This window comes from Nonomuraea sp. NPDC050451, assembly GCF_044458585.1.
Map to the genome: position 1 here is coordinate 64,638 of NZ_JBITHZ010000023.1, position 17,360 is coordinate 81,997.

The 17,360-nt window shown below is 72.9% G+C and carries 17 protein-coding genes; 11 read left to right on the forward strand and 6 right to left on the reverse strand.

The window, feature by feature from the left end:
* From ACIBI9_RS44635 to ACIBI9_RS44665, 7 genes are read left to right on the forward strand one after another with little or no spacing between them, the layout of a single operon-like run.
* Window positions 1-969 (forward strand): ABC transporter permease, encoded by a 969-nt coding sequence (locus ACIBI9_RS44635; RefSeq protein ID WP_397232016.1) that lies wholly within the window; start codon window positions 1-3, stop codon window positions 967-969.
* Window positions 966-1,784 carry an ABC transporter permease gene (locus ACIBI9_RS44640; protein ID WP_366316048.1) on the forward strand — a complete coding sequence of 273 codons (819 nt, stop codon included), beginning with the start codon at window positions 966-968 and terminating at the stop codon, window positions 1,782-1,784. The genes ACIBI9_RS44635 and ACIBI9_RS44640 overlap by 4 nt, the downstream gene beginning before the upstream one ends.
* Window positions 1,781-2,770, forward strand: coding sequence for an ABC transporter ATP-binding protein (locus ACIBI9_RS44645; RefSeq protein WP_397232019.1), 990 nt, complete (start codon window positions 1,781-1,783; stop codon window positions 2,768-2,770). The genes ACIBI9_RS44640 and ACIBI9_RS44645 overlap by 4 nt, the downstream gene beginning before the upstream one ends.
* A gap of 46 nt (window positions 2,771-2,816) precedes the next feature.
* Window positions 2,817-3,554 (forward strand): ABC transporter ATP-binding protein, encoded by a 738-nt coding sequence (locus ACIBI9_RS44650; RefSeq protein WP_397232021.1) that lies wholly within the window; start codon window positions 2,817-2,819, stop codon window positions 3,552-3,554.
* The gene (locus ACIBI9_RS44655; RefSeq protein WP_397232023.1) at window positions 3,551-4,537 is read left to right on the forward strand and encodes a P1 family peptidase; all 987 of its coding nucleotides are present in this window, start codon (window positions 3,551-3,553) and stop codon (window positions 4,535-4,537) included. Before ACIBI9_RS44650 ends, ACIBI9_RS44655 begins: the two co-directional genes overlap by 4 nt.
* 4 nt (window positions 4,538-4,541) lie before the next feature.
* Window positions 4,542-5,138: an FMN-binding negative transcriptional regulator gene (locus tag ACIBI9_RS44660; RefSeq protein WP_397232025.1), complete on the forward strand. Its 597-nt coding sequence runs from the start codon at window positions 4,542-4,544 to the stop codon at window positions 5,136-5,138.
* Complete coding sequence (locus ACIBI9_RS44665) at window positions 5,135-6,202, forward strand: C45 family autoproteolytic acyltransferase/hydolase (protein WP_397232027.1); 1,068 nt, start codon at window positions 5,135-5,137, stop codon at window positions 6,200-6,202. The genes ACIBI9_RS44660 and ACIBI9_RS44665 overlap by 4 nt, the downstream gene beginning before the upstream one ends.
* Here ACIBI9_RS44665 and ACIBI9_RS44670 read toward each other — a convergent pair whose 3' ends face one another.
* A complete protein-coding gene (locus ACIBI9_RS44670) occupies window positions 6,203-7,366 on the reverse strand; it encodes an acyl-CoA dehydrogenase family protein (protein WP_397232029.1) in 1,164 nt (387 codons plus the stop codon).
* Window positions 7,367-7,431: 65 nt separating this feature from the next.
* On the opposite strand from ACIBI9_RS44670, the gene ACIBI9_RS44675 reads away from it, so the two are divergent.
* From ACIBI9_RS44675 to ACIBI9_RS44685, 3 genes are read left to right on the forward strand one after another with little or no spacing between them, the layout of a single operon-like run.
* Window positions 7,432-8,865 (forward strand): aldehyde dehydrogenase family protein, encoded by a 1,434-nt coding sequence (locus ACIBI9_RS44675; RefSeq protein ID WP_397232031.1) that lies wholly within the window; start codon window positions 7,432-7,434, stop codon window positions 8,863-8,865.
* 41 nt (window positions 8,866-8,906) lie between these two features.
* Window positions 8,907-10,031: a CaiB/BaiF CoA transferase family protein gene (locus tag ACIBI9_RS44680; protein ID WP_397232033.1), complete on the forward strand. Its 1,125-nt coding sequence runs from the start codon at window positions 8,907-8,909 to the stop codon at window positions 10,029-10,031.
* The gene (locus ACIBI9_RS44685) at window positions 10,028-10,696 is read left to right on the forward strand and encodes a GntR family transcriptional regulator (RefSeq protein ID WP_397232035.1); all 669 of its coding nucleotides are present in this window, start codon (window positions 10,028-10,030) and stop codon (window positions 10,694-10,696) included. The genes ACIBI9_RS44680 and ACIBI9_RS44685 overlap by 4 nt, the downstream gene beginning before the upstream one ends.
* A 78-nt stretch (window positions 10,697-10,774) precedes the next feature.
* Here ACIBI9_RS44685 and ACIBI9_RS44690 read toward each other — a convergent pair whose 3' ends face one another.
* The 5 genes from ACIBI9_RS44690 to ACIBI9_RS44710 form a co-directional block, all read right to left on the reverse strand.
* On the reverse strand, window positions 10,775-12,310 hold the full coding sequence (locus ACIBI9_RS44690) for a carboxylesterase/lipase family protein (RefSeq protein WP_397232037.1): 1,536 nt from the start codon (window positions 12,308-12,310) through the stop codon (window positions 10,775-10,777).
* Between the two features lie 68 nt (window positions 12,311-12,378).
* On the reverse strand, window positions 12,379-13,176 hold the full coding sequence (locus ACIBI9_RS44695) for an alpha/beta hydrolase (protein ID WP_397232039.1): 798 nt from the start codon (window positions 13,174-13,176) through the stop codon (window positions 12,379-12,381).
* Between the two features lie 78 nt (window positions 13,177-13,254).
* The gene (locus tag ACIBI9_RS44700; RefSeq protein WP_397232041.1) at window positions 13,255-14,466 is read right to left on the reverse strand and encodes an amidohydrolase family protein; all 1,212 of its coding nucleotides are present in this window, start codon (window positions 14,464-14,466) and stop codon (window positions 13,255-13,257) included.
* Window positions 14,463-14,891 (reverse strand): GAF domain-containing protein, encoded by a 429-nt coding sequence (locus tag ACIBI9_RS44705; RefSeq protein ID WP_397232043.1) that lies wholly within the window; start codon window positions 14,889-14,891, stop codon window positions 14,463-14,465. Before ACIBI9_RS44705 ends, ACIBI9_RS44700 begins: the two co-directional genes overlap by 4 nt.
* A complete protein-coding gene (locus ACIBI9_RS44710; RefSeq protein WP_397232045.1) occupies window positions 14,888-16,261 on the reverse strand; it encodes an MFS transporter in 1,374 nt (457 codons plus the stop codon). The genes ACIBI9_RS44705 and ACIBI9_RS44710 overlap by 4 nt, the downstream gene beginning before the upstream one ends.
* A 155-nt stretch (window positions 16,262-16,416) precedes the next feature.
* On the opposite strand from ACIBI9_RS44710, the gene ACIBI9_RS44715 reads away from it, so the two are divergent.
* Complete coding sequence (locus tag ACIBI9_RS44715; RefSeq protein ID WP_397232047.1) at window positions 16,417-17,316, forward strand: MurR/RpiR family transcriptional regulator; 900 nt, start codon at window positions 16,417-16,419, stop codon at window positions 17,314-17,316.
* The last annotated feature ends 44 nt before the right edge of the window (window positions 17,317-17,360 follow it).

The window sequence follows — 17,360 nt, forward strand, 5'->3', positions numbered from 1 at the left end:
ATGCGCCTGCTGATGTGGTGGTCCGGCCGGGCGCTCAGTTCGGCCGCCACGCTCCTGGGCGTCTCCGTGCTGATCTTCACGGCCGTGCGCCTGATGCCCGGCGGTTTCGCGGAGACGGTGCTGGGCCCGTTCGCCACGGCCGAGCAGAAGGCGGAGCTGGCCGCCCGCTACGGGCTCGACCAGCCGGTGTTCATGCAGTACGGGCACTGGCTGGGCGCCGTCGCGGGCGGCGACTTCGGCATCTCGATGATCAGCCGCCAGCCGGTCGGCGCGGAGCTCCTGGCCCGGCTGCCGGTGACCGGCGAGCTGACCGTGCTGGCCGTGGTCGCCGGCGCGCTGGCGGGGGTGCCCCTGGGCGTGCTCACCGCCGTGCGCGCCCGGCCAGGTGGTGGCGGCGCGGCGGGGCGGCTGCTCAGCGGGCTCGGCGTCAGCGTGCCGGAGTTCGTGCTGGGCAGCCTGGTCGTGTTCGTCTTCTCCCGGTACGCGCTCGGCCTGGAGGTCGGCGCGTGGGTGCCGTTCACCCAGGACCCGGCCGCGAACCTGGCCACGATGGTGCTGCCGGCCGCCGTCCTGTCGGTGTTCGCCATCTCCGTCACCGCCAGGACCACCCGGGACGCCGTGCTCGGCGTGCTGGTCGAGCCGTACGTCACGGCCGCCGTCGGGCGCGGCGAGTCGCCGTGGTTCATCGTCCGGCACCACATCCTGCGCAACGCCGCCACCCCGGTGGTGACGCTGCTCGGCACCATCACCGCGTACCTGCTGGGCGGGGCGCTGATCGTGGAGCACGTGTTCAACCTGCCGGGCGTCGGCTCCTACATCGTGCAGGCCGTCGGCCGCCGCGACTACGCGGTCGTGCAGGCGGGCGTGCTGCTGGCGGCGGCGGTGTTCATCGTGATGAACGTGCTGATCGACTTGCTCGTCGGGGTCCTCGACCCGAGGCTGGGCGTGCTGGCGGGGAGGCGCTCATGAGGAAGCTGGACCGGCTGTCCATCGGCGGCCTCATCTGCCTGGCGGTCCTGGTGGTGTTCGCGCTGGGCTCGCTGGTCGGGGCCGGGGGAGACCCGGACGCGATCGTCGGCCCGCGCCTGCAGCCGCCGGGGCCCGGCTGGTGGCTGGGCACCGACAACCTGGGCCGCTCGGTGCTGCCGCGCGTCATGGAGGGCGTGGGCACGACGCTGCTGCTGTCGTCCGTCGCCGTGCTGGTGACGGCGGCGCTGAGCGCGACGTTCGGCATCATCGCCGGATACCGCGGCGGCTACCTGAACGAGCTGGTGATGCGCCTGGTGGAGGTGCTCTACTCCTTCCCCGCCATCGTGCTCGCGATCCTGGTCGCCGCGGTGCTCGGCCCCGGGCAGACGGCGGCGCTGGCCAGCATCGTGCTGGTGACGATCCCGCTGATGACCCGGCTGGTGCGGGCCGCCGCCGTGGCCGTGTCGCAGCGCGACTACGTCACCTCGGCCGTCATCAGCGGGGCCGGGCTGCCACGCGTGCTCGGGCGGCACGTGCTGCCCAACGTGGCGGGCACGATCGCGGTGCAGGGCACGTACGCGCTGTCGGTCGGGATCGCGGTCGAGGGCGGGCTGAGCTTCCTCGGGTTCGGCGTCCAGCCGCCGCAGGCCTCGCTCGGCGTGCTGATCCAGCAGGGCGGCACCTACATGATCGCCGCGCCCTGGCTGATCCTCGGCCCCGGGGTCGTGCTCGTGGCGGCGATCCTGGCGATCAACGTGGTGGGCGACGGGCTGCGCGACCGGCTCGAACCCCGGGAGACGAGGTCTTTGACATGAGCCTGCTCACCGTACGGAACCTGGTGATCGACTACGCCGGGACCAGGGCGCTGGACGGCGCCGACCTGGAGGTGGCGCAGGGCGAGACCGTCGGCCTGGTCGGCGAGAGCGGGTCCGGCAAGTCCACGCTCGGCTCCGCCGTCGGCCGGCTGCTGCCCAGGACGGCCCGGCGGAGCGAGGGGGAGGTCGTGGTGGCCGGGGAGCCGGTGTTCGACCTGCCCGCCGACCGGCTGCGCCACCTGCGCAGGAAGCATCTCGGGTTCGTCTTCCAGGATCCGATCGCCTCGCTCGACCCGACCATGCGCGTCGGCAACCAGCTCCGCCTGGTGCTCGGGCGCGGCGCCGACGTGGGCTTCCACCTGGGGCGGGTCAAGCTCGACGACCCTCGCGTCATGCGCGCGTACCCGCACCAGCTCTCCGGCGGCATGGCGCAGCGGGTGGCCATCGCGATGGCCATGGCCACCGAGCCCGAGCTGCTCGTCGCGGACGAGCCGACCGCCGCGCTGGACAGCCAGGTGCGCGAGGAGGTGCTGAACGTGGTCTTCTCCCTGGCCGCCGCGGCCGGGACGAGCATCCTGTGGCTCAGCCACGACCTGCCCGCCGTCGCCCGCAGGTGCGACCGGGTCGCGGTCATGTACGGCGGCCGGGTCGTCGAGAGCGGGCCCGCCCGCGAGGTGCTGGGCAAGCCCGCCCACCCCTACACGGCGGCGCTGGCCGGATCGGCGCCCGCCGCCGCGGCCCACGGCGTCCGCCTGGAGCCCGTGCCCGGCCGCCCGCCCGTCCTCACCGGGCCGTCGCCGGGCTGCGCCTTCGCGCCGCGCTGCCCGTTCGCGGAGGAGCGCTGCGAGCACGAGCGCCCGGCCCCCGTCCGGGTCCGCGAGCAGGACGTGCTCTGTCACCGGGCCCCGCGAGGGAGCGCCGTCGCCTGGACTGAGGAGCGCAGGGAGCGGAGCGACCGGAGCGACGAGGGAAGGCGACGGACTTGAGCGACCGAGCCGCCGAACGGAGTGAGGCCATGAACAGGGTGGCGGCGTGATACTCGAACTCGATGACGTCACCGTCACTTTCGCTGCGGGCCCGCCGCTGCGGCGCATCCACCTGGACGCCATGCGGCACGTGTCCCTGTCCGTCGCGGAGGGGGAGACGCTCGGCCTGGTCGGCGAGTCCGGATCGGGCAAGACGACCACCAGCCGGGTCGCGCTCGGGCTGCAGCGGCCCACGTCCGGCACGGTCAGGTTCGACGGCCGGCCCTTCCCCAAGCGGCGGCGCGAGCTGGCGGGCCGGATGCAGGCCGTGCTGCAGCACCCCCACTGGTCGCTCAACCCGCGCATGCGCGTCGGCCAGAGCGTCGCCGAGCCGCTGGCCGTGCTCGGCCGCCCGGCCGGCGACGCGGTCACCGAGATGCTGGAGCACGTGGGGCTGGAGGCGTCGTTCGCCTCGCGCTACCCCCATGAGCTGTCCGGCGGCCAGCGGCAGCGCGTCTCCATCGCCCGCGCGCTGGTCACCCGGCCCAGGTTCATCGTCTTCGACGAGGCCGTCAGCGCGCTCGACGTCTCCGTGCAGGTGCAGATACTCAACCTCATCAAGGACCTGCAGGCCGAGTACGGCTTCAGCGCCCTGTTCATCTCCCACGACCTCGGCGCGGTCCGCTACGTCGCCGACCGGATCGCGGTCATGCGCAGGGGCGAGATCGTCGAGACCGCCGACACGGCCACCTTTTACACGGCTCCGGCCCACGAGTATTCGAAACAGCTTCTGGAGGCATTGTGACGAACGAGCCCCGGCTCGCCACCCCGTCCGCGTTCGCGTCCGGCGTGCCGCGCAACGCGGACCTGCCGCTGACCCCGCAGGCCAGCCCCGGGCGCGGGTCCGTCGCGTTCGACCTGCCCGGCGTGCTCGTCGGCACGGCCGAGTACGCGGAGGGCCCCACCGGGTGCACCGTGATCCACGTACCGGCGGGCGCGCGTACGGCCGTGGACGCGCGCGGCGGCGCGGTCGGGATGAGCGGCGGGTACGACTACAACCACGCCATCTGCTTCGCCGGCGGCTCGGTGTACGGCCTGGCCGCCGCCGCGGGCGTGAGCGACGAGCTGCTGGCCCGCAGGGACAACCGGACCCGCTGGGACGACCTCCAGCTCGTGTCAGGCGCGGTGATCTACGACTTCTCGGCCAGGGACACCGCCGTCTACCCGGACGGCGAGCTGGGCCGGGCCGCGCTCCGCAACGCCGTAGAAGGCGAGTTCCCGGTGGGCCGGTGCGGCGCGGGCCGCACGGCGAGCGCCGGCAAGGTGGACTTCGGCCGGGCCGAGTTCGCCGGACAGGGAGCCGCGTTCGGCACGTTCGGCGAGGCCAAGGTGCTGGTGGCGACCGTGGTCAACGCCGTCGGCGCGGTCGTCGACCGGCAGGGCGGGATCGTGCGCGGCAACTACCACGCCGAGGACGGCGCCCGCCGCCACCCCGGCGCCGACTACGCCGCGATGGTCGGCGACCCGGCCCCGGCCGTCATGGGCAACACCACGCTGACCGTCATGGTGACGAACGTGAAGCTGACCGACATCGAGCTGCTCCAGGTGGGCCGCCAGGTGCACAGCTCCATGCACCGCGGCATCCAGCCGTTCCACACCATGAACGACGGCGACGTGCTGTTCGCGATGACCACGGACGAGGTGGACCTGGTGAGCGTCAAGCCCACCGGCCTCGGGACGCTCGCGTCGGAGCTCGCCTGGGACGCCGTCCTGAGCGCGGTGGAGTAGCCCCATGCACGTCTTCCCCCGTTACGCCGCCAAGGACCCGGCACAGGCGGTCGAGCTGGTCAGGCGCAACCCGTTCGCCCTGGTCGTCAGCACGGTGGACGGCGTGCCGGTCGCCACGCACGTCCCCGTCATCCTCGAGGGCGGCGCCCTCGAAGGCGGCGCCCTGCTCGGCCACATGGCCCGCGCCAATCCCCACTGGCGCTCCTTCGAGTCCTCGCCCGAGGTGCTCGTCGTCTTCTCCAGCGTGCACGGGTACGTCTCGCCCACCGTGTACGCGACCGACCCGGCCGTCCCGACCTGGGACTACGCGGCCGTACATGTGACGGGACGGGTCGTACTGCTCGACGAGGCGCTCGACGTGGTGGAGCGCACCGTCACGGCACTGGAGTCGCTCCGCTCCCCCTCCTGGGAGCCGACCCCGGCGTCCAGGGAGAGGTTCGCCGCGCTCTTGCCCGGGGTAGTGGCTTTTCGGGTGCATGTGCATACCGAGAAGAGCATGTTCAAGCTGAGCCAGGACATCGACGCCGAGCGGTACGCGCGCGTCCGCGCCTCGTTCGCGGCCGAGAACCCCCGGCTCGCCGACCTGATGGATGGTTCATGACTTTCCCCAGCTTCACGTCGACGCAGATTGACCCCCGAGCCCGCGGCAAAGAACTCGGCACGCACCGCAGCAAGGCGATCCGTGCCAACCTCTCCGGTTACTCCGACCTGTTCACCGTCGCGGGCGCGACCGCGACGCAGGTCCGCGCGTGGGGCGAGCTGGCCCTGGAGCGGACCGCCGACTGGGCGCCGCACCTGGCGGAGGAGATCGCGGGGATCGCGGGCGGCGCCGGCCTGGAGCCCTGGCAGGTCGCCGTCGTCAACGCGCGCACGGAGATCCTGGCCGCCATCGACGCGACCGGTGAGGGGGAGTGCTCCACCTCCGTCGTGCTGCCCGGGGCGGAGGAGGCGCCGCGCACGGTGCAGACCTGGGACTGGCACGACCACCTGCGCGACGCGCCCATGCTCTGGGAGCTGGAGCCGCGTCCGGGACACGTCGTGCGCACGTTCACCGAGGCCGGGGCGCTGGCCAAGATCGGGGTGAACACGGCCGGGCTCGGCATCCACTTCAACATCCTGCGCCACGACTCCGACACGGCCGACCTCGGCGTGCCCGTCCACCTGATCGCCCGCCGGATCCTGGACGAGGCCACCACGGTCGAGGAGGCCGCCGACATCGCGCGCTCCGCCACCGTCTCCGCCTCGACCGTCATCACGGCCGTGACCTCGTCGGACGCGGCCTCGATCGAGATCTCCCCGGCCGGCGTCGCGGTCATACCGCCGGAGCCGGACGGTGTGCTGCAGCACTGCAACCACTTCCTCGACCCCGCCCTGGCCAAGGACGAGCGGCATTCCACCGACCGGCCCAGCACGTACGCCAGGTTCCAGCACCTGCGGGACAACACCGAGGGCCTGAGCAGCGACGACCACACCAAGCGGGCGCTGGCCATGCTCAGCCACGGCCCCGACGACGCGCCCGTCTGCGCCCACCCGGACCAGACGCTGCCGATCAACCAGCGGTGGGAGACCGTCGCGACGATCGCGCTGGACCTCGTCGCCGCGCGGCTTCGGGTCCACCAGGGCGGGCCGTGCCAGGTCACCGAGGCGACCTGGCAGACGTTCTGATCAGTGGAACGCGGCGATCCCGGTGAGCGCCTTGCCCAGGACCAGGGAGTGGATCTCGGACGTGCCCTCGTAGGTCAGCACCGACTCGAGGTTCACGCTGTGCCTGATCACCGGGTATTCGAGGGTGATGCCGCTCGCTCCGAGCAGCGTGCGGCACTTCCTGGCGATCTCCAGGGCCTCGCGCACGTTGTTCAGCTTGCCGGCGCTCACCTGCTCGGGGGTGATCGTCCCGGCCTCCTTCAGCCGGCCCAGGTGCACGGCGAGCAGCAGGCCCTTGCCCAGCTCCAGCGCCATGTCGGCGAGCTTCTCCTGGGTGAGCTGGAACGAGGCCAGCGGCTTGGCGAACACCTCGCGGTCGCCCGCGTACGCGATGGCCGTCTCCAGGCAGTCGAGCGCCGCCCCCATCGCGCCGAACACGATCCCGAACCGCGCCTCGTTCAGGCAGCCGAGCGGCCCAGAAAGGCCCCTCGCGCCGGGCAGCATGGCCGCGTCCGGCAGGCGCACCCCGTCGAGCACCAGCTCGCTCGTCACGCTCGCGCGCAGCGAGATCTTGTGCTTGACGTCGTTCACGGTGAAGCCCGGGGTGCCCGCCGGAACCAGGAAGCCCCTGACGCCCTCGTCCGTACGCGCCCACACCACCGCCACGTCCGAGACCGAGCCGTTGGTGATCCACATCTTGGTGCCGTTCAGCACCCAGTCGCCGCCCTCGCGCTTGGCCGTGGTCCGCATGCCGCCCGGGTCGGAGCCGAAGTCGGGCTCGGTCAGGCCGAAGCAGCCGATGCGCTCGCCGGCCGCCATCGCGGGCAGCCACTCCTGCTTCTGCTCCTCGCTGCCGTACTTCCAGATGGCGTACATCGCGAGGGAGCCCTGCACCGAGACCAGGCTGCGCAGCCCGGAGTCGGCCGCCTCCAGTTCCAGGCAGGCCAGCCCGTACGAGACCGCGCCCATGCCCGCGCAGCCGTACCCCTCGAGGTGCATGCCGAGCACGCCGAGCGAGCCGAGCGTGCGGGCCAGCTCGCGGGCAGGCAGCTCCCCGGTCTCGAACCACTCCGCGACGTGCGGGCGGATCTCCCGGTCGCAGACGCGCCTGACCGTGTTCCTGATCTCGCGCTCCTCCTCGGTGAGCAGCGTGTCGAAGGCGAAGAGCGCGGTCGGGGTGATCATCGGACGGCCTCCGTATTGGATCCAATATTGAAAATCCAATATGGCACAGTTAGGGTTCGTTGACCATGGACGTTCTTAATCTCATCGGCGGGCGCTGGGTCGAGGGCGACGGCGAGGAGTTCGCCGACACCAACCCGGCCCGGCCCAGTGAAGTGGTCGCGCGGGGGCGCTTCGCCTCCGCCGCCGAGGTGGAGCGGGCCGTCGCCGCGGCCCGTGCGGCGGCGCCCGGATGGGCGGCGACGCCCCACCATGCCCGCGCGGCGGTGCTCGTGGCCGCCGCCGACCTCGTGGACGCCTCCGCCGACGAGTGGGGCGCCGAGCTGGCCCGCGAGGAGGGCAAGACGCTGCCCGAGGCGGTCGCCGAGGTGCGGGGCTCGGCCCGGATCCTGCGCTACTACGCGGGCGAGGCCGACCGCGAGAGCGGCGAGATCTTCGCCTCCCCGCGGCCCGGCGAGAACGTCCTCGTGGTCCGCAAGCCGATCGGCGTGGCCGGGCTGATCACGCCGTTCAACTTCCCGATCGTCATCCCCGCCTGGAAGATCGCCCCCGCCCTCAGCTACGGCAACACCGTCGTGTGGAAGCCGTCGTCGCTGGTGCCGCTGCTGGCCTACCGGCTGGCGCAGGCGCTGACGTCGGCGGGACTGCCGGACGGCGTGCTCAACCTCGTGTACGGCGAGGCCGAGGCCGGCTCGGCCATCGTGGACCACCCCGGCGTGGACGCGATCTCGTTCACCGGCTCCACCGCGGTCGGGCGGGCCGTGATCGCGCGCTGCGGCGAACTGGGCAAGCCGGTGCAGACGGAGATGGGCGGCAAGAACGCCTCCGTCGTGCTCGCCGACGCCGACCTCGACCACGCGGCCGAGCAGGTCTGCCTCGGCGCGTTCCGCTCCACGGGCCAGAAGTGCACGGCCACCTCGCGGCTCATCGTGGCCTCCCCGGTCGCGGACGAGCTGCTGGAGCGGGTGGCCGAACGGGCCGCGCGCCTCGTGGTCGGCGACCCCCTGTCGCCGGGCGTCGAGATGGGCCCCCTGGTCAGCTCGGCCGCCCGGGACCGGGTGACGTCCGGGGTGGCGCGGGCCGTGGACGAGGGGGCCAAGCCCCTGGCGGGCTCCGCGCCGTACGACGGCGAGGGCTGGTTCGTGCCGCCGACCGTGCTCGACCTGCCGGGGACCGGGGTGGACTTCTGGCGTACCGAGCTGTTCGGGCCCGTGGTGGGCGTGGTGCGGGCGTCGGGGACCGAGGAGGCGCTGGGGCTGGCCAACCTCAGCGAGCACGGCCTGTCGGCGGCCATCTTCACCAGGGATCTGGGCGTGGCCCTGCAGGCGGTCGAGCGGCTGGACGTCGGCGTGCTGCACATCAACTCCGAGTCGGCCGGGACCTTCCCGTACGTGCCGTTCGGCGGGCTCAAGCAGAGCGGGTTCGGGCCAAAGGAACAGGGGCGGGCGGCCCGCGAGTTCTTCACCCACACGATGACCGTCTACCTCGGGGCGCCGGCGTGAGTGAGCAGTGGTCCAGTCACGCGGCCGACGAAACAGGGCGCGTGACCGGTGCGCTGTCGGGGCTGCTGGTGGCGGACTTCAGCCGGGTGCTGGCGGGGCCGTACGCCACGATGCTGCTGGCCGACCTGGGCGCGGAGGTGGTCAAGGTGGAGCGTCCGGGCGCGGGGGACGACACCCGCGCCTGGGGTCCGCCGTACGCGCCCGACGGCGAGGCGACGTACTTCCTCGGCGTCAACCGCAACAAGCGCTCGATCGCCCTCGACCTGCGGGCCGACGTCGAGGTCGCGCGGGCCCTGGCCGCCCGCGCGGACGTGCTGGTCGAGAACTTCCGGCCCGGCACGATGGACCGGCTCGGACTCGGCTACTCCTCGTTGCGCGAGCTCAACCCCGGGCTGGTGTACTGCTCGATCACCGGGTTCGGCTCGGGGCCCGGGGCAGGGCTGCCCGGCTACGACCTGATCGCGCAGGCGGTGGGCGGGCTGATGAGCGTCACGGGTGAGCCCGGCGGGCACGGGACGAAGGCCGGCGTGGCGCTGGTGGACGTGATCACCGGCCTGCATGCCGGGCTGGGCATCCTGGCCGCGCTCCGCCACCGCGACAACACCGGCGAGGGGCAGCACGTCGAGGTCTCGCTGCTGTCGTCCCTCCTGTCGGCGCTCACCAACCACGCCTCCGCCTACGCCGCCGCCGGAGTGGTGCCCCAGGCGATGGGCAACCGGCATCCCAGCATCGTCCCGTACGAGGTCTTCGAGGCCGCCGACCGCCCGATCGTGATCGCGGCCGGCAACGACCGCCAGTTCCAGGCCCTCTGCAGGGCGCTGAACCGCCCGGACCTCGCCGAGGACGCCCGTTATGCCACGAACGCGGACCGGGTCGCCGGCAGGGACGACCTCGTCGCAGAGCTCAACGCGGCGCTGGCCGCCCGCACGGCCGACGAGTGGTTCGAGGCGCTCACCGCCGCCGGGGTGCCCTGCGGCCCGATCAACGACCTGGCCGCCGCCTTCGCCCTGGCCGACGACCTCGGCCTCGATCCCTCCGTACGGCTCGACGGGGTCGGCCAGGTCGCCAACCCCCTGCGGCTCAGCGCCACCCCGCCCTCCTACCGCCGCCCGCCGCCCCGGCTGGGGGAGGACGAGGCGTGGGTTCGTGAGATATTGGGGCGGTGAGTTCGGACGAGGCACGACGCAGGCCGCCGACGGCCCAGCAGTTCGTGCTGGGCGAGCTCCGCCTTGCCATCACCACCGGGCGCCTGCGCCCCGGCACTCCCATTCGGCAGGACGCGCTGGCCGAGGAGCTGCAGGTCAGCCGCGTCCCCCTGCGCGAGGCGCTCAAGACGCTCGAAGGCGAGGGCCTGGTCACCTACAAGGCGCACAAGGGCTACTGCGTCGCCATGCTCTCGCTCGACGACCTGCGCGAGGTCTACCGCATCCGCGAGCTGCTGGAGGAGGAGGCCGTCCGCCGGGCCGTCGAGCGGCTCACGGACGCCGACCTCGCCCGGCTGGAGTCGGCCCAGGAGGAGGTCGAACGGGCCGCCGCGGCGGGCGACGTGCTGGCCATGGCGACGGCCAACCGGCTGTTCCACATGACGCTGTTCGACTGCGCGGGCATGCCGCGGCTGGTGCGGCTGATCAGGACCCTGTGGGACACCACGGACGCCTACCGCTCGATGTACTACGGCGACGCGGGCAACCGGGAGCGGGTCGTCAAGGAGCACCGCGCCACCCTCGACGCCCTGCGCCGCCACGCCGCCGACGAGGCGGTGACGACCCTCGACGTCCACCGCGCCCACGCGGTCGCCGAGCTGGAGTCACTTCTCTCCCGCCCGTCCTAGGTCGCTGCCCTCCTCAGCCACGACACCTGCTCCGCCGCAGCGGCGCGGATCTTCAGGGACAACCCGCATTATGTGCCCTCATGACTGCAAAGAGCCCCAGAAGGCGCAATTGCTGGCGCCGGCAGTGTCGGTCGGGTGGATGCCGTCGCGCCCCGGCGCCAGGCTGAGCACGTCGCCGGAGCCGCTGAAGAGCGGCCAGCGCGGAGCCCGGGCGGCGTTCGGGCGGCCGTCGCGGGCGAACGACGTCCAGTAGCCGATCATGGCGTCCGACAGCCGCTGCTGCTCGGCGTTGAGCCGGCCGAGCAGGCCGGGGAACAGGTAGACCAGCTCCGTCGCGTGCTCGGCGCCCTCCTCGTAGCCGGGCACGTCCATCAGCGGCGGCGCGGTGCGGTCGGCGAACTGGTACGCGTAGACCTGGACCCCGGCCCGGGAGAGCAGGCCGAAGGCGTCCTGGTGCGCGCAGGTGGCGAGCGGGCCGGTGCCGTGGGTCATCATGGTGGCCAGCCCGATCCGCAGGTCGGGGTAGCCGGAGGCGGGATAACGGGCCAGGACCTGGTCGGCGTTGCCCGCGTACGTGCCGCGCACGTACTGCTCGTACTGCGCCCGCGTGATCGGCTGAGGGTAGATCAGGCCGGTGTACAGGCGCATCTCGTCGAGCGTGTTGCCGTGCATGACGGGCACGCGGTTGATCCGGCCGCCCTCGATCGCCGCGCGGGGCTGCAGCGGCAGCACGTGGTCGCCGCCCGCGACCGGGTACGGGGTGTGCCCCCGGAACGCCTCCAGCAGCGTCTTGACCGGCAGCGCCCGCAGGCAGGCGGCGGCCCCGGCCGCGCAGCCCACGGCCTCGGCGAACCTGCCCCCCTCGGCCTCCGCCTGCTCCTCGGTGCGCGTGGGGGAGGAGCAGCTGAAGCTCTGCACGATCGCCTTGTCGAACAGCCCGGCGGCGGTGGGCGAGGCCAGACCGGCGCAGATGTCGGCGGCTCCGGCGGACTCGCCGAACAGCGTCACGTTGCGGGGGTCGCCGCCGAACGCCGCGATGTTGCGCCGCACCCAGCGCAGTGCCGCCTGCTGGTCGAGCAGCCCGTAGTTGCCGCTCTGGTAGCGCTCGCCCGTCTCGAGCGCGGGGTGCGCCAGCCAGCCGAGCGCGCCGAGCCGGTAGTTGACGCTCACGACCACGACGCCGCCCCGGGTCGCCAGCCTGGTCAGGTCGTAGAAGGCGGGGTTGCCGCTCGTGTTGCCGCCGCCGTGCAGCCACACCATGACCGGCCGGTCGCGGCCCCTGCGCGGCGTGGTGACGTTGAGGTAGAGGCAGTCCTCGCCGTACGACGTCCGGCCGCCGTAGACCTCGGCGAGCTGCGCGCACTGGCTGCCGAACGCCGTCGCGTCGCGGACGTCCGTCCATGGCCTGGCCGGCTGCGGCGGCCGCCACCGGAGCGGGCCCGTGGGCGGCTCGGCGTACGGGATGCCGCGGAAGACCCGGTGGTCCTTGCGCACCTCGCCTTTGACCACGCCCTTGTCGGTGCGCACCGTCGCGGACAGGGCCGACTCCGCGACAGCGGGAGTGGCGATCATGACCAGGGAGAGCGCTGCCACAGCGGCGCGAACGAGTCTCACTGGACCCCCTGTGATTACCGTACGTGAGCCTTCCGCTCCTGAACGTACACGGGGAGGGTGGCGTGGGACTACTGATTTATTCGCCCGGCCAGGTCGACCACGGCGCCCACGACGTCGTCGCCGGCCAGCATGGCCAGGTCGTTGTGGCCCGCCCCGGCGACCTCGACGGTCGTGGCGCGCTCTCCCGCCGCCTCGGCGACCGCCCTGCTGAGCCGCGGGGGCACGATCGTGTCGCGGGTGCCGTACACGACGACGACCGGCGCCCGCACCCGCCGGATGCTCTCCGCGACCGGGAAGCGGTCGCGCAGCAGCGCCCTGACCGGCAGGAACGGGTAGTTGGCCTGGCCTGCGGCGGCCAGGTCGGTGAACGGCGAACGCAGCACCAGGCCGTCGGGCGGGCGCTCCAGGGCGAGCCGGGTGACCACGCCCGCGCCCAGGCTCTCGCCGAAGTAGATGACGCGGGTGTCGCCGAGGTGTTCGCGGGCGGCCAGGGCGTCCTGGTGCAGCCCCTCCTCCGTCGGGGTGCCGGGGTTGCCGCCGTAGCCGCGGTAGTCCATGAGGAGCACCGCGAGCCCGTGGTCCGACAGCGCGCGGACCAAGGGGGCGCGGTGGTGTCGGTTGCCCGCGTTCCCGCCCGCGATCAGGACGGTCACGCCGCGGGTGCCGGGGACGTACCAGGCCGCGAGCCGCAGCCCGTCGCCGGTCGTGAACGTGACGTCCCGCGCGCCCGGGACCACCTCGGCGGCGGGCGGCACGGGCGCGCTGTCGGGCAGGTAGATCAGCCGCCGCTGGAACACCCACAGCAGGGCGAGCAGCAGGAGCAGCACCGCGACCACCACGAGGGCGGTGCGCGTCAGCGTCGTCACCCTGCCACTATGCAACGCCACCCGCCCCGCCGCACTCGGGCGGGCAGCGCCCGCCCTTCGAAGGACCCCGGCGGCTGCTCAGCCGGAGACGACGCGGCCCGCCTGGACGACGTGGCGGAGGTGGGCGGGGTCGGCGAGGACGCCGATGTCGGCCAGCGGATCGCCGTCGAGCACGAGCAGGTCGGCGTGCGCCCCGACGGTCAGCGTGCCGGCCTCGCCCGCCATCCCGACCAGCTCCGCCGCCCCGCTCGTCGCGGCCCGCAGCACGTCGATCGGCTGCTGCACCTCCCGCCGCAGCCGGAACTCGTGGTTCTGGTGCCGGTGCATGCCCCCCAGCAGGTCGGTCCCGTACGCCAGCCGCACCCCGCCCCGCGCGGCCCGCTCCAGCGCGGCCAGCCCGGCCTCGAGCACCTCGTCCACCTTGCGCCAGCTCCGCTCGGGCAGCCCGAACGTGAGCCCCTCCTCCTTGAGCGCCCAGTACGTCACCAGCGTCGGCACCAGGAACGCGTCGTGCCGCCGGAACAGCTCCACGCTCGTGTCGTCGATCAGGTTCCCGTGCTCGATCGAGCGCACCCCGGCCTCGAGCGCCCGGTTGACGGCCCGGGCGGTGTAGGCGTGCGCGGCGACGTACCGGTTGGCCGCCCCGGCCTCCTCGACGGCCGCGCGCAGCTCGTCCATGGAGTACTGGGTCGAGTCGATGCGGTCGGTCGGCGAGGCCACGCCGCCGGAAGCCATGACCTTGATGTGGTGCGCGCCCTTGCGCAGCTCGTCGCGGGCGGCGACGCGTACGGCGTCGACCCCGTCGGCCACGCGGCCGACGCCGGCGCAGCACGGATGGTCGTCATGCTGGTGCTCGCCCCGGCCGCGGAAGTCGGCGTGGCCGCCGGTCTGGCTCAGCCCCTTGCCGCAGAACAGCAGCCGCGGCCCCCGGATCAGCCCCTCCGCCTGCGCCTCGGCCAGCCCGTAGTCGGCGCCGGACGCGTCGCGCACCGTGGTGAAGCCCCGGTCGAGCATCCCGCCCATGATCCGCGCGCTGTGCGCGGCGACGTAGGAGGGGGACATGGAGCCGAGCGTGCCGAGGTTCGCGGTGGAGGCGGTGACGTGCACGTGCGCGTCGATCAGCCCCGGCACCACGTGCGCCCCGGCGACGTCGATCACCCGCGTGCCGTCCGGCGCGCTCAGCCGGGGTCCCGTCTCGGCGACGCGGCCGTCCGCGCAGCGCAGGTCGCCCTCGGCGTACTCGCCGCTCGTCACGTCCAGGACCAGGGCGTTACGCAGCAGGAGACTCATGCGGCACCACCGCGCAGCGCCGGGACGGCGAGCGGCGCGAGCGAGCGCGCCACGGCCACCGACTCCTCGTCATAGCTTCCCTCGGCGTCGAGGATGTTCAGCACGCCGAGCACTTCCCCTTCATCGACCACCGGGACGTTGATGATCGTCCCGCAGCCCAGGCTCTCGATCAGCTCGTGGTCGGCGAAGATCTCCCGCACCGCGGCCCGGTCCTCGCCGAAGTACGGCTCCCGGCCCTCGATGCACCGCGCCAGCCAGCCCTGGGCGACCTCCACGGTCTTCTCCCCGCCCACCGGATACTGCTCGGGATGGCTGGTGTGGACGCGGCGCAGCGCCCGCCGTTCCGGCACCCAGGCCAGGACCGTGAACAGCCGCACTCCCACCTCCCGCCGCACTGTCTCCTCAAGCTCGCTCAATCCGGTCATTTGCTCGCCTCCTTGGCGGGTTCCGTCAGCTCCTCAAGTGATCTCCCGGCCGTGGCCAGGCCGAACACGACCACGCACACCACCCCGGCCACCAGCACCGCCGTCGTCAGGCCGAACACGCCGCCGAAGCCGAGGTTCGCCGCCGACAGTCCGATGATCGTCGGGGCCAGGATGCTGCCGACCCGCCCGAACGCGCTCGACAGGCCCGTTCCGGTGGCGCGGATCCAGGTGGGGAAGACCTCGGGCGTGTACGAGTAGACACCCGCGTACGTGCCGTTCAGGAAGAACGACAGCACCGCGCCCGCGAGCGTGATCGTGGCGGGCGTGTCCATCTGCGACAGCCAGAACGCGCTGACCGCCGAGCCGGACAGGTAGATCGCGATGGTGTTCTTGCGGTCGAGCCGCTCCGACAGCCAGGCCGCGGAGAAGTAGCCGGGGACCTGCGCCAGGTAGATGATGATCGAGAACTCGAAGCTCTTGGTCACCGTGATGCCGCGCTGCACGAGCAGGGTGGGGATCCACGAGAAGAAGCCGTAGTACGAGAACGTGATCACGAACCAGATCAGCCACGTCACAGCCGTCCGCCTGGCCATGGCCGGGCTCCACAGGAACCGGAGCGCGCTGAGCAGGTTGACCTTGGCCGTGCCGGCGACGGGCTGGGCGGCGGAGTCGGGCACCGGCGGGAGCGGCTGGCCGGTGGCCCGCTCGACGCGGCGTTCGAGGTCGGCGACCACCGCCTCGGCCTCGTCCACGCGGCCGTTCTGCAGCAGGAAGCGCGGCGACTCGGGCAGCGAGCGGCGCCACCACAGCAGCATCACGATCGGCAGCGCGGTGATCACCTGCGCGATCCGCCAGCCGTCGTCCATCGTGGGCACCACGAAGCGCCCGATCAGCGCCGCCATCACGAACCCGAACGAGAAGAACCCGGCCAGCGCGCCGATGAACCATCCGCGCCGCTTCGCCGGCACGAACTCCGACAGGAACGGCGCGATGATGGCGCTCTCCGCGCCCGCGCCGGCGCCGGCCAGCACCCGGGAGGCCAGGAAGACCTCGTAGTTGGGGGCGAACGCGGCGACCACGGAGAAGACGGCGTAGAAGGCGAGCGCGTACATCATGACCTTCTTGCGGCCGATGCGGTCGCCGAGCAGGCCCGCGACGGTCGCGCCGAACAGGAACCCGAACGGGGTCGCGGACCCGATGAAGCCGAGCTGGCCGTTGGACAGGCCCCAGGCGTCCTGCGCGCTGGGGAGCAGGAACGCCACGACGGCCGAGTCCATGCCGTCGAAGGTGTAGCCGAGGCCGCCGATGAGGAGGAGCAGGTAGTGGGGGCGGCTCAGCGGGAGCCGGTCCAGACGGGCCAACAAGGTCATAGAACACACCTTTCCCGAGGTCATGGCCCTTCAGGTCGAATGCGAAGCAACATATAGTGCGAAATATCGGAAATGCAATGGTCTTTGCAGATTGGCGGCGTCCTGCCGTGGGATGGGACCGTTGCGGGCGTACTTCCGCGTTGAGAGAGGGACACGTGACAGAGCACGCCACGGACAGCTTCGAAGACTGGCTGCGCGCCCGGGTGCCCTCGCGCGGGCTGCGCGGCAAGGCGGCCGCGGTGCTGGAGATCCTGCTCTCGCAGCCGCGGCGGGCGTCGTTCGGCTCCGCGGGGGAGCTGGCGCAGGTCGCGGGGGTGAACGTGGCGACTGTGACGCGTACGGCGCAGGCGCTCGGGTTCGCGGGCTGGCCGGCGCTCCAGCAGGAGCTGCGGGCGCGCTACCTGTCCTCGCTGAGCGCCGGCCAGGTGGCCGCCGAGCACCGCGGCACCGGCTCGCCCAGCTCCCGCTCGCTCCGGCGCGACCTGGACAGCCTCGCGCTGCTGAACCGGCGTGTGGACGAGGGCGTCCTGCTCACGATCGCCGAGGCCGTCGCCGCGGCGCGCCGTACCGTGATCGTCGCCGACGGCAGCTACGCGGCCGTCGGGCTGGCCCTCGCCCACAACGCCCGCCTGGCGGGCTATCCCGTCACGGCCGTGACCAACGGCGACGCGGAGCTGGCCAACGCGGTGGCGGCTATCGGCCCCGGGGACGTGCTGGTGGCGATCAGCTTCTGGCGGCTGTACGAGAGCACGGTCCTGGCCGCCAACGTGGCCCGCTCGCGCGGGGCGCGGGTGTTCGCCCTGACGGACGCGGCCAGTCCCGCGCTGGCCGAGGCGGCGGAGGAGGTGGTCATGGTGCCGGCGGAGGGGGAGGCGTTCTTCCCGTCGCTGACGGCCGGCATGGCGGTCGCCCAGGCGCTGGTCACCCAGCTCGCCGCCGTGGACCCGGCCCGCACCGGGGCCTCGATCGAGGCGGCGGAGGCCATGTGGACGCGGTTCGGCCTGCTGCACCGCCGCCCCGCCACCCCTACACCCCCCTCTCCGGCGACCTCTTAGTTAAGTAAGCCTTGCCTATTCGAGAATGCCTGTAACAAAATCGA

Excerpts from the sequence above, each read along its gene's own strand:
- ACIBI9_RS44635 (WP_397232016.1), top strand. The coding sequence starts at position 1 with ATGCGCCTGCTGATGTGGTGGTCCGGCCGGGCGCTCAGTTCGGCCGCC.
- ACIBI9_RS44640 (WP_366316048.1), top strand. The coding sequence starts at position 966 with ATGAGGAAGCTGGACCGGCTGTCCATCGGCGGCCTCATCTGCCTGGCG.
- ACIBI9_RS44645 (WP_397232019.1), top strand. The coding sequence starts at position 1,781 with ATGAGCCTGCTCACCGTACGGAACCTGGTGATCGACTACGCCGGGACC.
- ACIBI9_RS44660 (WP_397232025.1), top strand. The coding sequence starts at position 4,542 with ATGCACGTCTTCCCCCGTTACGCCGCCAAGGACCCGGCACAGGCGGTC.
- ACIBI9_RS44665 (WP_397232027.1), top strand. The coding sequence starts at position 5,135 with ATGACTTTCCCCAGCTTCACGTCGACGCAGATTGACCCCCGAGCCCGC.
- ACIBI9_RS44670 (WP_397232029.1), bottom strand. The coding sequence starts at position 7,366 with ATGATCACCCCGACCGCGCTCTTCGCCTTCGACACGCTGCTCACCGAG.
- ACIBI9_RS44675 (WP_397232031.1), top strand. The coding sequence starts at position 7,432 with ATGGACGTTCTTAATCTCATCGGCGGGCGCTGGGTCGAGGGCGACGGC.
- ACIBI9_RS44700 (WP_397232041.1), bottom strand. The coding sequence starts at position 14,466 with ATGAGTCTCCTGCTGCGTAACGCCCTGGTCCTGGACGTGACGAGCGGC.
- ACIBI9_RS44705 (WP_397232043.1), bottom strand. The coding sequence starts at position 14,891 with ATGACCGGATTGAGCGAGCTTGAGGAGACAGTGCGGCGGGAGGTGGGA.
- ACIBI9_RS44710 (WP_397232045.1), bottom strand. The coding sequence starts at position 16,261 with ATGACCTTGTTGGCCCGTCTGGACCGGCTCCCGCTGAGCCGCCCCCAC.